Consider the following 12,956-nt stretch of genomic DNA (forward strand, 5'->3'; position numbering starts at 1 on the left):
GGTTGGAGTCGAGGCGGCCGGTTTGGTTCGGCCCGATCATTTCGACAGCAGGCGCATGGCCTGTTCAAGACCGCCCAGTGTCACACCGAACATGCGGTTCTGCATCAGCTTGCGGATGATGTCGATCGATTGCCGATACGGCCACAGGCTTTCCGGTTCCGGATTGAGCCAGATGCTTTTGGGAAACGCGGACGCCACCCGCTGCAGCCACACGGCGCCCGCTTCGGGATTGTTGAATTCGACCGAGCCGCCCGGTTGCAGGATTTCGTAGGGACTCATGGTGGCGTCGCCCACGAAGATCACCCGCCAGTCCGCGTTATAGGTCCGCAGCACGTCCCAGGTGGGAATGCGTTCGGCATGGCGTCGCCGGTTGTCGCGCCACACGAAGTCGTACAGGCAGTTGTGGAAGTAATAGACTTCCAGGTGCTTGAATTCGCTGCGCGCTGCCGAAAACAGTTCTTCGATCCGCGCAATGTGGCCGTCCATGGTGCCGCCCACATCCAGGAGCATCAGCACCTTCACGGCATTGTGCCGCTCGGGCACCATGCGGATGTCCAGGTAGCCGGCGTTGCGGGCGGTCTGGCGGATGGTGTCATCCAGGTCCAGTTCCATGTCGGCGCCCTGGCGCGCAAAGCGCCGCAGCCGGCGCAGCGCCACCTTGATGTTGCGCGTGCCGATTTCGACGGTGTCGTCGTAGTCCTTGTAGCTGCGCTGATCCCAGGCCTTGACTGCCGTGCGATTGCCCGACGATTCGTCGCCAATGCGGATGCCCTCGGGGTGATACCCGCCGCTGCCAAACGGCGATGTGCCGCCCGTGCCTATCCACTTGCTGCCGCCTTCGTGGCGTTCCTTCTGTTCTTTCAGCCGCTTCTGGAATTCTTCCATCAGCTTGTCCCAGCCCAGCTTTTCGATGGCGGCCTTGTCTTCGGGCGACAGGTCGCGCGCCAGGTTGCGCAGCATCCATTCCAGCGGAATGTCCTTGCCCGGCGGAAAGGCGGCGTCGATCGCGCGGGTGTAGCTGGCAAAGGCCAGGTCATACCGGTCGAACAGGCTTTCGTCCTTGACCAGCACGATGCGCGCAAGCAGGTAGAACTCGTCCAGCGACGGCGGAATCACCTGGGCCTTGAGCGCTTCAAGGAGGCTCAGGAATTCGCGTATCGACACCGGCAATTGGTGCTTGCGCAGGTGGTAGAAAAAGTCGATCAGCATGCGAGCCCTCCGGCGTCGGCGTCGATGCGCTTCAGCCGCGCCGGCCCGATCGCGCCATCGCGACCAGCCGTTCGAACAGGTGCACGTCCTGCTCGTTTTTCAGCAGCGCGCCATGCAGCGGCGGCACGATCGCGTCACGGTCCTGGCTGCGCAGCGCTTCGGGCGGAATGTCTTCGGCCAGCAGCAGTTTCAGCCAGTCCAGCAGTTCGGACGTGGACGGCTTTTTCTTCAGCCCGGGCACGTCGCGCAGTTGGTAGAAGGTGGCCAGGGCGGCTTCGAGCAGCGACTTTTTCAGACCCGGGAAGTGCACGTCGACAATGGCCTGCATGGTGGCCTCGTCGGGGAAGCGGATGTAGTGAAAGAAGCAGCGGCGCAGGAAAGCGTCGGGCAGGTCCTTTTCATTGTTGGACGTGATGATCACCAGCGGGCGATGCACCGCGCGCACCATCTGCTGCGTCTCGTACACAAAAAATTCCATGCGATCGAGTTCACGCAGCAGATCGTTCGGGAATTCGATGTCGGCCTTGTCGATTTCGTCGATCAGCAGCACCACGGGCTCATCGGCCGTGAATGCCTGCCACAGCACGCCACGCACGATGTAGTTGTCGATCACGCGCACGCGCTCATCGCCCAGCTGCGAGTCGCGCAGCCGCGACACCGCGTCGTATTCATACAGGCCCTGGTGGGCCTTGGTGGTCGATTTGATGTGCCACTGCAACAGCGGCCGGTCCAATGCGCGCGCCACCTCTTCGGCCAGCATCGTCTTACCCGTGCCGGGCTCGCCCTTGATCAGCAGCGGGCGCTGCAGCGTCAGCGCCGCATTGACCGCCAGGGTCAGGTCTTGCGTGGCGACATAACTGTCGGTGCCGGCAAAACGGGGGGTAGGGGCGTCGGCTTTCTGCGGCGTCTGGTCAGGCATGGAATCCGTCCGTAGGCTAAGGCATGGCAGGGCACGGCGTGCCGTGCGGGGCAGACATGAGCATAGCGGATCGGCGCGCCGGGTCGCTCTGCACTGGGCAAGGTGGCGGATAAAGCAGTGGAGTGATGTATCATCCGGCGTTATAAAGTAGAAAGGCATAAGCAGCTTCCGAGCCATGACGCGACAGCGGCACGGGCGGATGCCGCGGGCACCTCGGGGGGGATACCTTGGCGCCGCCATAGAACGAGACAGGAGCGACACCCTCGTGTCGACCGGGTCAGCCCGGTTCCGGCTCGCAGGACTTCCCGCCTGCCGCTCCCGGCCACAGGCATTGCCGACATCCCAGCGCCCCGTAGCCGTCAGCGTTGTCCAGCCAAGGCCGTTAGCGGGATTTACATCGATTCTGATAGAGCCGTCGAATGAAGTTCAGCATAACGAGCGTGTTGGGAGCAGGGCGGTTGCCGCTGCAAAATGGGCATGGATGGTCCGCCATCGCACAGCGGGCAATGCCTGTCGTGCTGGCCATGGCCGCCTGTGCGATGGCGGGTCCGGCTGCGGCGCAGGCGCCCGCCGCGCCCGTGACCGGCAATGCCGACGCCGCCCGCCAGAAGGTGTCGATGTGCATCGGCTGCCACGGCATCAAGGGTTATCGCGCCAGCTTTCCCGAGGTCTACAGCGTTCCGATGATTGCCGGGCAGAACGCCAAGTACATCGAAGCCGCCCTGAAGGAATACGCGTCGGGCGCGCGCACGCATCCGTCGATGGTGGGTATTGCCAAGAGCCTGTCCGATCAGGACATCGCCGACGTGGCGGCTTATTACGCGAACCTGAAATGAGACCCGGTATCATGACTTTCCTCACCCCCCTCATCAAGTCGCTGTCGCTGGGCGCCGCGGGCGCCGCATTGGCCATCCTGTCGACTGGCGCGCAGGCTGCGGGCAGCGTGGCGGCCGGCAAGGCCGTGTTCGAACGCGTGAACTGTGCGTCCTGCCATGGCGCCGACGCCAAGACGTCGATCGACCCCAGCTATCCGCAACTGGCCGGTCAGCATCCGGACTACCTCAAGCATGCCTTGAAGGCCTACCAGCGCGGCCAGAGCAATGCGGCGCCCAGCGCCAACGTGCGCAAGAACGCCATCATGGGCGCCTTTGCCGTTCAGCTTTCCGACAAGGACATTGAAGACGTGGCCGCTTACCTGGCCAGCCTGCCGGGCAACCTGGCGGTGCGCAAGTAAGGGCACGCCTTCGGACGGCGTCCGGGCTGGCATCGGTAAAAAAGGGAGCTTTCGGGCTCCCTTTTTTTTTGGATGCGGCAGGCACAGCGCCAACACGGCATGCAGGGCGTACACAGGGCTTATGGTCGAGCCGGGAATGGTCCTTGCGGCTTCCAGGGCAGGACTGTAAAAACCCAGGAGAACACCATGACCCAGAAATCCACTGCCCTGACCCCGGAAGAATCGGCCATTGCCAATCGCGACCTGAAAGGACAGACGGCGGGTTCGACCGTGTCCACGGCGCCGGTGACGGGCACCACGCCTGTCGGTACGACCCCCGTGGGTACGACCCCTGTGGGTACGACGCCTGTGGGGACCACGCCTGTGACGGGTGCGAATCACCCCAGGACGCACGCCAGCGCCGAGCCGGGTGATCCAAACATCGAAGAAGATGCGACCCTGCCGCACGCCGGTTCGCCCTTCAAGGACATCAACCGCGGCAACCGCAGTTCGATGGACGAATAATCCCTGTCGTCGTAGTTCCATGAAAAAGCCCCCGCCAGCACGACGCTGGCGGGGGCTTTTTTTCGTTCAGCCGGGCCGGCCGAGACGGGTTTACTTGGGATCGGTCGGCCGGATCCCGAACGCCATCGACACTGCCGTTGACAGCGCCACCGACGGCACGGACACATGGCTTTCATTGTCGAACGTGCGGTGCATGGCCACCAGGTTGCGCGACGACAGCTCTTCCAGCCGTTCGGCCAGTTCCCGGGTGCTGTCGACCATACGACGGCGGCCACGGCGCCATTCCAGGTTGCCGGTTTCCGTAGCCGACCCGCGCAATTCGCGTTGCAACAGGGTCTGCTCGCCTTCCCCGACGCCGATCAGCAGGCGCGTTTCCCGGGGCAGGGCGGTCGCGTTCACCTTGCGGGTAAAGGCCTGTTCTTCTTTTTCAATGAACCGGTTGTTCCACCAGATCGACGGGCTGGACGCCACATAGGTCGAGAACGCCTGGGGCCGCGTGTACAGGGTATGCAGCACGAACAGGCCGCCGTACGAATGCCCGAACAGCGTCTGCCGGGTACGGTCGATCCGGAAACGGCTTTCGATCCGCGGCTTCAGGTCCGATTCAATAAAGTCCAGGAAAGGGTCGGCGCCGCCGTATTCCACGACCGGGTAGGGCGTGCCGTCCAGCCGCATTTCGGGCGGGCCCGGCGGGGCCTTGGGCGTGAAATCGTATTCACGACGGCTTCGGTCCGGATAGCCGATGGCCACCACCACGCCCGCCTCAAGCGGACAGGGGTAGGCACACACTTGGTTGCGCAGCATATCGGTCGCCATCGCAAAGTAATGGCTGCCGTCCAGCAGGTACATCACGGGCCAGCCCGATGCCGGCGCCTTGCCTTCCGGCCAGGACACCATGATCTTGTACTGTTGCGCGGATTTGGTCGTGACCGTTTCGACCATCGAACGAGGCACGGTATAGGGCGCGTCGTCGGCGGGCGCGGCGTGCACCTGCAGCGCCAGCAGCGAGCCGCAGGCCAGCAGCAGGAAACGTTGGATCGTCGAAAGCATGGGGGCAGGTTTCCTGGTGCGCACGGTCGTCAGCGGCTGGCGCGTTGCTTGATGAGATCGATATAGGCTTCGGTATCGAGCGGCGTGCCCAGCCGCTGGGACTCCCACACCACCTGGCCCAGGCATTCCATGACTTCATGGGCCGCCTGGTGGGCATCGGTGCGCTGCGCCAGCGACTGGTAGGCCGCACGAATACCGGGGGGATGGTCGATCGACAGCTGCTCGGCAATCGCCAGATGCATCGACAGGTGCAGGAAAGGATTGGTGCGGCCGGCGTCGACGCTGTAGTCGGCGGTCAGCGCCTCGACGTTTTCGAGGTCCCCGTGATATTCGGGGTGCTCGAGGATCCAGTCGAGCGCCTGGGCTTCTAGCGGCGTGAGGATTTCATTGGCGCGTTGCTTGCGCCACGCATCCACGAAAAACTGCCGAACCTGATCGCGAGAGGGATTGAACATGATCGATATATTGTACTGGTTGCAGGGTTCACAAGGCATGCAGGAAGGTGGCTCTCCCTCGTAAGGACGGGGCCAACGTGGCGCTGGCGCCATGAATACGCGATAATCCTCGCCTGCGCGCCGCCGGTCTTCGCCGGCACTGCTCCAAATGTCCGCTCGGAAAGACAAACGCATGTCCTATCAGCACATCCACGTCCCGGCCGAAGGCCAGAAAATCACCGTCAATGCCGACCGCACCCTGACCGTGCCGGACCAGCCCATCATCGCGTACATCGAAGGCGACGGCACGGGCGTCGACATCACCCCGGTCATGATCACGGTGGTCGATGCCGCGGTGGCCAAGGCCTATGGCGGCGCGCGCAGCATCCACTGGATGGAAATCTATGCCGGCCGGAAGGCGACTGCCCTGTATGGCGACGGCGTCTGGTTGCCTGACGAAACGGTCGACGCACTGCGTGACGTGGCCGTCGCGATCAAGGGCCCGCTCGGCACGCCGCCCACGGGCGCCTACCGGTCGCTGAACGTGGCGCTGCGCCAGAAGCTGGACTTGTACGTCTGCCTGCGGCCGGTGCGCTATCTGCGGGGCGTCCCGTCGCCGCTCACGCGCCCGGAAAAGACCAATATGGTCATCTTCCGCGAGAATTCCGAAGACACCTATGCGGGCATCGAATACGCCGCCGACACGCCCGACGCGCAGGCGCTGATCGAATACCTGCAGACCAGGCTGGGCGCAACGAACATCCGTTTTCCGGAAACGTCGGGCATCGGCATCAAGCCTGTGTCCCGCGAAGGCACCGAACGCCTGGTGCGCCGCGCAATCCAGTACGCGCTGGACCACGACCGCCGGTCGGTCACTCTGGTGCACAAGGGCAACATCATGCGGTTTACCGAAGGTGCGTTCCGCGACTGGGGTTATGCCCTGGCCAAGGCGGAATTCGGCGCCGAGGTGATCGACAACGGTCCCTTCTGCCGCATTCGCAATCCCCGGACGGGCCGCGACCTGATCGTCAAGGATTGCCTGATGGACAGCTTCTCGCAGCTGATGGTCACGCGGCCGGTGGAATTCGACGTCATCGCCACCCTGAACCTGAACGGCGACTACCTGTCGTCCGCGCTGGCTGCGCAGGTGGGCGGCGCCAATATTGCGCCGGGCGCGAACATGAGCGATTCCGTCGCCGTGTTCGAAGCGACCCACGGCACGTCGGCCAAGTATGCCGGCAAGGATTACGTCAATCCAGGATCGGAAATCCTGTCGGCCGAAATGATGCTGCGTCATCTGGGCTGGTCCGAAGCGGCAGACCTGATCATCCGTTCCATGGAACGCTGCATTCTCGACAAGCGTGTCACGTACGACTTCGCGCGCCAGATGGAGGGCGCCACCCAGGTGTCGTGCTCAGGATTTGGCGCATCGATGATCGAGCGCATGTAGGAACTGCCGACCTGACTGGCGAGGACCCGATCCCCGCCAGTCAGCCGTCGTCATTACGCGCTGACCGTCGCACGGTCAGCGGTAGTACCCGCGGTGATAGCCCCGGCCATAGCCGTAGTAGTACACCGGCGGCGCGGGCGCCACGATCACCGGGGCCGGGCGCACATAGACGGCGCGCGGTTCATAGGGCGCCACCACGCAACCCGACAGTGTGGTTGCCAACGCAATGCCAGCCAAAGCCAGCGACAGAACGGATTTCATGACCCCACCTCGTCTCAAGGGATAGAGCTTGGACGTGGGTTCCTGCCGTTTTGCTCCGCAGTACGCCGACTTTCGTCGGTAACAGCCTGTAAACCCCAGCCTGTAAACCCAATCCTATCCGAATGTTCCCTACTGCCCGCCTTTCCGCCCGGCGAGCAACAATGGCACCCCCGACGGGCATGCGTAAAAATTACATGCAAGCATGTATATTCTTATGCATGCCGCGCGAGCTGTGCCTTACAGGATCCCGAAGATCTTGAGCAGGATCAACAATCCAAACGGCACGCCAAGCAACCACAGAATGATCATCTTCATAGGGAGTCCTACAGGTTTCGAGTGAGTGGAAGCTCATCAACGCAAGATGGGTGCCAGTCATGCCTCAAGCAGGCATTGGTTTTGCTAAAGCATGAGACGGCCGTGGGCTGTGTCCAAGGAATGACTACATGTTTACAACGCTAGAAGCGTCGGCGCGCTCCGCTGCGGGCGGCGATACGGGACCCGCAGTGGCCCTGTCGCGGTCCCGGATGGTCGACCGTGCCCCGGCGCCTCAGGTGTCGCCGCAGTTGCCCGAAATGTCCGCGGACGCCATGCGCGCAGCGGAACTGCGGGCCGGCCTGCTCAAACGGTCGGCCACGATCGACCCCAAGTTCCTTTACGACACGCAGGGCTGTGTGCTGTTCAACGCCATCTGCGAGCTGGATGAGTACTACCCGACCCGGACCGAGCGCGCCATCTTCGAGATGTACCGCACCGATATCGCGTCGCATGTGCCTCGGGCCGCGCAGTGGATCGATCTTGGTTGCGGTGACTGCGCCAAGTCGCGCACGTGGCTGGAACACGTGGACGCCAGCCGGTTCATCGGCGTGGACATCGCCGCCGAATGGATCGAGCAGTCCGTGGCCGCCGTGGGCCGCCGTTTTCCCGATATCGAATGCCTGGCGCAGGGCGCCGACTTTACGCGGGGCTTCGACATGCATGCCTTGCTGGGCGACGTCGAAGCCCGGCCACCGCTGTTCTTCTACCCCGGATCGTCGATCGGCAACTTCGCGCCGGATTCGGCCGTGACCATGCTGGAATCCGTGCGGAGCCACCTGGGCAGCCAGGGCGGCCTGCTGGTGTGCGTGGACTTGCGGAAAGATCCGGCGATCATGAAGCGCGCCTATGCCGATGGCCTGGGTGTCACGGCCGCGTTCAACAAGAATGTGCTGCGGGTCGCCAACAAGGTTTTGGGCAGCGATTTCCGCACCGAAAACTTTTCGCATCAGGCCCGGTTCGACGAAGTGCGCGGGTGCATCGAGATGCGCCTGGTGGCCAACAGCAAACAGTTCGTGCGCATGGGTGGCGAGATCCGCACCTTTGAAGAAGGTGAGCCCATCGTCACGGAACATTCGTACAAGTACACCCCCGAGCAGTTCGTGACCGTTCTGCAGCGCGCGGGCTTTACCCGTCACAAGATGTGGACCGATCCCCAGTCGTGGTTCGGCGTGTTCCTGGCAAGCGCATGAGCGCATTGCCCCAGCCCCAGCGGATGGGCGCGCGCCAGGAAAGCCTGCTGGCGTCGGTGCGGCAAGTCAGTGCGGCCACCTTGCATCTGCTGGACGGCCTGAGCCCCGAAGACTGCATGCTGCAGTCCATGCAGGACGCGAGCCCGCTCAAGTGGCATGTGGGTCACGTCACCTGGTTCTTCGAAACCTTCCTGCTGGAAACCGGCCGCGCCGAATTCGCCCCGTTCGATCCGGCATTTCGCGAGCTGTTCAATTCCTACTATGTGGGTGTGGGCGCCCGGCATCCCCGCGCGGAACGCGGCATGTTGTCGCGGCCGCCGCTGGACCGGGTACTGGCCTACCAGTATGCGGTGCATCAGCAGTTGTTCGACTGGATGGAGACGACCGTGCTGTCCGACGACGCGCTCGACCTGATCGAACTCGGCATCCATCACCAGCAGCAGCACCAAGAGCTGATGGTCACCGACCTGAAGCATCACTTTTCGCGCAACCCTGCCTATCCGGCCTATCGGCCCGTGCAAGGCAGTTCGCGGGACGGCGTCATCGGCATCGCAGCCGGCGGCTCGGTGGCAGCGCCCGTGGGGACTTCCGTGGCTGCCTGCGCCCCCATCCGCTTCATCGACCAGCTCGGTGGCCTGGTCGATATCGGCAGTCAGGCCGACGGTTTTTCCTTCGATAACGAACGGCCGCGCCATCCGTATTTTCTGCAGCCCTACGCGCTGGCGGACCGCCCGGTCAATAACGCCGATTACCTGGCGTTCATTCAGGCTGGCGGCTACCGGTCGCCCGAATTCTGGCTGTCCGAAGGCTGGGATGTGTGCCAGCGCGAAGGCTGGCAAGCGCCGCTGTACTGGGTCGAGCAGGAAGGCTCCTGGCTGGCTTTCACGGCACAAGGCCTGTCGGCGATCGACGGCAACGCGCCGGTGTGCCACCTGAGCTATTTCGAGGCGGATGCCTACGCCCGTTGGGCTGGCGCGCGCCTGCCGACCGAGCAGGAATGGGAGGCTGCCGCGGCCGGTGTTGACCCGGCGACCGCCCAAGGCGACTTTGCCGAAGACAATCACTTCCACCCGACCGCGCTGTCGGCAGCCCATGCCGATAGGTCCACCGGCTTTCAGGGGCTGTTTGGCGGCGTCTGGGAGTGGACACAAAGCGCCTATCTGCCGTATCCGGGCTTCCGGATTGCCGAGGGCGCTGTCGGCGAATACAACGGCAAATTCATGATCAACCAGATGGTGTTGCGGGGCGGCTCGTGTGCCACGCCGCGCAGCCACATCCGCGGCACGTACCGCAATTTCTTTCCTACTGGCGCGCGCTGGCAGTTCTCGGGACTGCGCCTGGCGCGTTGATGCCAGGCGATCCTGCCGGCGCGTGCGCCTCGGGATCGCCCCATATCCACCCCCCGATTTTTGGAATGTTCACTGATGTCCCTTACGCCTGCCTCTTCTGATCCCGTCACCGGTCTGCGGGTCCTGGTGGTCGACGACCATATGGACGCGGCCGAGGCGCTCGGTATCCTGCTCGAGGTCTTCGGACACGACGTCAAGACGAGTTTCGACGGCCAGCAGGCGATCGACACGATCGTTGCCTGGGAGCCCGATCTGGTGTTGATGGATCTGTCCTTGCCGGTCGTCGATGGCTATGAGGCCGGCAAGCGCGTGCAGGCCCATGTGGCGTCGCACCCGGATTTCCCGCTGCCGTACATGGCGGCGTTGTCAGGCTTCAGCGGCGATGCCGAACGGGAGCGCACCGCGCAGTGTGGTTATGCACGGCATCTGGTCAAGCCGGTCGGCCCGGACCAGTTGAAGGCCGTGATTGCCGAGGCCGCGCGGCATCGCGATGCGCGCAACGCGTCTGCGGCAGGATGAGCTGGTACGAAGCTTGCACCACAGCATGCGTACCTATCCGATTCTTACTGCGAGGCGAATCACATGACTGACGACAAACCCAATACCAAAGCGCAGCCCGGCAATACCGTCACGCAAGACCACAAGGGTGAAGCGCGCCCCAAGTTGCCGCACGAGCACGACGAATCCGACCACAGCCAGCAAAGTGATCCGCGCGGCATCATGAAGCAGGCGTACGACGATGTGCAGTCGGGGCAGGAAGATACCGACCTGCATGGTTCGCGGGGTCAGCGCCGCGACACGGTCCCGCCCAATGAGGCGACAAAGGACTGACATCGCCTGACCCTGAACAGGCGGGCCTCGAAAGAGGCCCGCTTTGTTTTGTCAACGCGTGCGGCCGCGCCGTCCGGATGGTGACTCGACCTCCTGACCCAGCACCGCGCCGCAGTTGGCGTCGCGACCGTACCCGGTGTCCACCAGCGGCACCAGTGCGGTCGCCATCGACACCCCGGACATGCCGGGCGCGCCTGCTCCACCTGCGCCCACGCCCGCACCCATCGCGGTAGTCGTCGCCCCGACCGCCCCAGGCCTGTCGGCCCGGACGTCCGGATAGGCAAACGTGCCGGTAATGGCAACCGGCGAGCGCGCCACGGCAGGCGCCGCTTCCCGAACCGTTTCCTTGCCAGGCTCCTTGCCGCCGTCACGCGCCGGGTCTTTCTGCACGTCTTTCACCACCGGCGCCAGCCGCAAGTCCAGGCGTTCATCGGCGAATGCGACGGTGCCTTGACCCGCCAGCCGCGCGTCGGGCGTGTCGACCAACAGCGTCTGTGTGCGGGCAATGCCTTTATGTACGTCAAACGCCGCCACTGCGCACCGCAGCACGGTCCGCTTGTCGGGGCCGATCAGATGCGACAGTACAGGTCCTGTATCGACCGCCAACCCGTCCGTCACCAGGGTCGACAGGTTGCCGCCTGCCAGGATCAGACCGAATGCACCGCTTGCGCTGCCCAACACGTCACGCAGGGTGTCACCCGATCCGGTCAGGCGAATGTCGGCGCCCAGCATGCCTTCGCTGCGCTTCAGGCTGCCGGCATCGGCAAACATGCGGCCATAACGGGCTTTTTGCAGCGTGCCGGTCAGGGCTGCCTGGGCGGGTGAGGTCCGGGCATCGAACGTGACCTTGGCCGAAAACTGTCCGCCCGCGTAGCCGACGGTAAAGGGTGACAGGGTCAGTTGCCCCTGATCAATCACCGCGCGTCCCGCCACGCTGTCGAAAGACCAGGCCGTGCCGGAACGCAGCACGGCCATGTCCACTTTCAGGTCGGCGTCATTGTCACGTAGCCGCGCCACGTCGAATTGCCAGTCGGGCAGGACACGGCGGTCCGGCTCCGGCTTGCCGCGCGCAAGGGCGGCACTGCGGGCCGGGCTGCTCCGGGTTGATGTATTTGATGACGGGGCCGTGCGTGAAGGCGACGCGGTGGACGCCCCCGCGGTCGACGCCGCAGTCCTGGAAGCCGCCCCACGCGGGCGATCCATGACCGGCGGTGCGGCCGGTATCCAGCCGAACAGCGGGGCAATGTCCTGAATGTCGAACACCCGGCTATGGATGTCGCCCGTCAGCTTGGGGCGAGCCCCGCCGCGCGGGTCCCACGCCAGGTCACCCGTCAGGTCGCTGCGCCCCAGCGATGCGGCAAACTGGGTCGCATCCCATTTGCCGTTGATGCGAGCCAGACGGCCGCGGTAGGCGAACGGCGGGGTATTGGGAAAGGCGATATTGACGAACGGCGCCACGTTGGCCAGCGTCGGTCCGGACAGGTCTACCGTGGCGTCCAATCCCAGGTCGCCCAGCAGGTTCTGCATCGTCCCTTCAGCCTTGAGCCGGGTCGCGCCGACGCGGCCATCGATACGGAAAGGGAAGGGGGTGTCTGCTTCGCGCAAGGAAATGACCGGGCCCGTGGCGAACTTGCCTTGGTAGCGCGCCGTGCCGTAGTAGCCGTTGAATTCGGCCTGCACGGTGTATCCCTTGGCGTCGGGCTTGCGCAGGGTGGTGGTTCGAATATCTGCGGTCAGGTCGAGCTGGCGATCGTCGTAGTCGATCAACGCGTTATCCAGCACCAGCGCTTCGACATCCATGTCGTTGCGTTCCCGGCCGGGCAGCGTCCAGTTGTTGGCGCCGTTCTTGGCGCGCGCCAGATAGACCTCGCCGCCGCGAAGTGCAAGTTGTTCCACCAGGATCTGTTTGTGCAGGGCGCGCCACGTCGACAGATGCACTTCGGCAATATCGAGGGCGACCATCTGCGGCTGGCGAGAATCGGGCACGTTGCCGATACGCAAGCCTTCGAATTGAAGTCGGGTGGTGAAAGGGCGCAAGGCCATGTGAAAGCCGGTCAGGGTGACCGGCCTTCCCAATTGCTCGCTGGCATAACGTTCGATCGGGTACCGCAGAAACCGCCAATCGATCGCCATCGCAATACCGACAATGACCACGGGAACGGCGACGACTGTCGCAACTGCTTTTTTAACCCACATCCATTGCCGTCCGT

The 12,956-nt window shown here is 63.9% G+C and carries 14 protein-coding genes; 8 read left to right on the plus strand and 6 right to left on the minus strand.

From position 1 onward, the window contains the following. Nucleotides 1–36 precede the first annotated feature (36 nt). Both HD883_RS26630 and HD883_RS26635 read right to left on the minus strand, forming a co-directional pair. A complete protein-coding gene (locus tag HD883_RS26630; protein WP_179589965.1) occupies nt 37–1,209 on the minus strand; it encodes a vWA domain-containing protein in 1,173 nt (390 codons plus the stop codon). Nucleotides 1,210–1,240: 31 nt separating this feature from the next. Then, nucleotides 1,241–2,128 carry an AAA family ATPase gene (locus tag HD883_RS26635; RefSeq protein WP_179589963.1) on the minus strand — a complete coding sequence of 296 codons (888 nt, stop codon included), beginning with the start codon at nt 2,126–2,128 and terminating at the stop codon, nt 1,241–1,243. 506 nt (nt 2,129–2,634) lie between these two features. Between HD883_RS26635 and HD883_RS26640 the strand changes: the two genes are divergently transcribed. The 3 genes from HD883_RS26640 (at nt 2,635) to HD883_RS26650 (ending at nt 3,866) form a co-directional block, all read left to right on the plus strand. Next, entirely contained in the window at nt 2,635–2,964 is a 330-nt protein-coding gene (locus HD883_RS26640; RefSeq protein ID WP_179589961.1) for a c-type cytochrome, read from the plus strand. Between the two features lie 32 nt (nt 2,965–2,996). Beyond that, nucleotides 2,997–3,362: a c-type cytochrome gene (locus tag HD883_RS26645; protein ID WP_373563495.1), complete on the plus strand. Its 366-nt coding sequence runs from the start codon at nt 2,997–2,999 to the stop codon at nt 3,360–3,362. A gap of 186 nt (nt 3,363–3,548) precedes the next feature. Then, the gene (locus HD883_RS26650; RefSeq protein ID WP_179589957.1) at nt 3,549–3,866 is read left to right on the plus strand and encodes a hypothetical protein; all 318 of its coding nucleotides are present in this window, start codon (nt 3,549–3,551) and stop codon (nt 3,864–3,866) included. A gap of 90 nt (nt 3,867–3,956) precedes the next feature. On the opposite strand, the gene HD883_RS26655 is transcribed toward HD883_RS26650, so the two are convergent. Both HD883_RS26655 and HD883_RS26660 read right to left on the minus strand, forming a co-directional pair. Then, the gene (locus HD883_RS26655; RefSeq protein WP_179589955.1) at nt 3,957–4,916 is read right to left on the minus strand and encodes an alpha/beta hydrolase; all 960 of its coding nucleotides are present in this window, start codon (nt 4,914–4,916) and stop codon (nt 3,957–3,959) included. A 29-nt stretch (nt 4,917–4,945) separates the two neighbouring features. After that, nucleotides 4,946–5,371 (minus strand): DUF1841 family protein, encoded by a 426-nt coding sequence (locus tag HD883_RS26660; RefSeq protein WP_179589953.1) that lies wholly within the window; start codon nt 5,369–5,371, stop codon nt 4,946–4,948. 172 nt (nt 5,372–5,543) lie between these two features. On the opposite strand from HD883_RS26660, the gene icd reads away from it, so the two are divergent. Continuing rightward, nucleotides 5,544–6,800, plus strand: coding sequence for an NADP-dependent isocitrate dehydrogenase (gene icd / locus HD883_RS26665; RefSeq protein WP_179589951.1), 1,257 nt, complete (start codon nt 5,544–5,546; stop codon nt 6,798–6,800). Between the two features lie 75 nt (nt 6,801–6,875). Here icd and HD883_RS26670 read toward each other — a convergent pair whose 3' ends face one another. Next, complete coding sequence (locus HD883_RS26670; protein ID WP_179589950.1) at nt 6,876–7,061, minus strand: hypothetical protein; 186 nt, start codon at nt 7,059–7,061, stop codon at nt 6,876–6,878. Nucleotides 7,062–7,504: 443 nt separating this feature from the next. Between HD883_RS26670 and egtD the strand changes: the two genes are divergently transcribed. The 4 genes from egtD (at nt 7,505) to HD883_RS26690 (ending at nt 10,746) form a co-directional block, all read left to right on the plus strand. Continuing rightward, on the plus strand, nt 7,505–8,566 hold the full coding sequence (gene egtD, locus HD883_RS26675; RefSeq protein ID WP_179589948.1) for an L-histidine N(alpha)-methyltransferase: 1,062 nt from the start codon (nt 7,505–7,507) through the stop codon (nt 8,564–8,566). Further along, nucleotides 8,563–9,915 carry an ergothioneine biosynthesis protein EgtB gene (egtB, locus tag HD883_RS26680; RefSeq protein ID WP_218863656.1) on the plus strand — a complete coding sequence of 451 codons (1,353 nt, stop codon included), beginning with the start codon at nt 8,563–8,565 and terminating at the stop codon, nt 9,913–9,915. Before egtD ends, egtB begins: the two co-directional genes overlap by 4 nt. Before the next feature lie 75 nt (nt 9,916–9,990). After that, nucleotides 9,991–10,434 (plus strand): response regulator, encoded by a 444-nt coding sequence (locus tag HD883_RS26685; protein ID WP_179589946.1) that lies wholly within the window; start codon nt 9,991–9,993, stop codon nt 10,432–10,434. A 63-nt stretch (nt 10,435–10,497) separates the two neighbouring features. Then, nucleotides 10,498–10,746, plus strand: a complete 249-nt coding sequence (locus HD883_RS26690) for a hypothetical protein (protein WP_179589944.1) — start codon at nt 10,498–10,500, stop codon at nt 10,744–10,746. Between the two features lie 51 nt (nt 10,747–10,797). Here HD883_RS26690 and HD883_RS26695 read toward each other — a convergent pair whose 3' ends face one another. After that, nucleotides 10,798–12,942, minus strand: a complete 2,145-nt coding sequence (locus HD883_RS26695; RefSeq protein WP_257022699.1) for an AsmA family protein — start codon at nt 12,940–12,942, stop codon at nt 10,798–10,800. Between the last annotated feature and the right edge of the window lie 14 nt (nt 12,943–12,956).

The organism is Pigmentiphaga litoralis, assembly GCF_013408655.1.
In the GTDB taxonomy this organism is placed as follows: domain Bacteria; phylum Pseudomonadota; class Gammaproteobacteria; order Burkholderiales; family Burkholderiaceae_B; genus Pigmentiphaga; species Pigmentiphaga litoralis_A.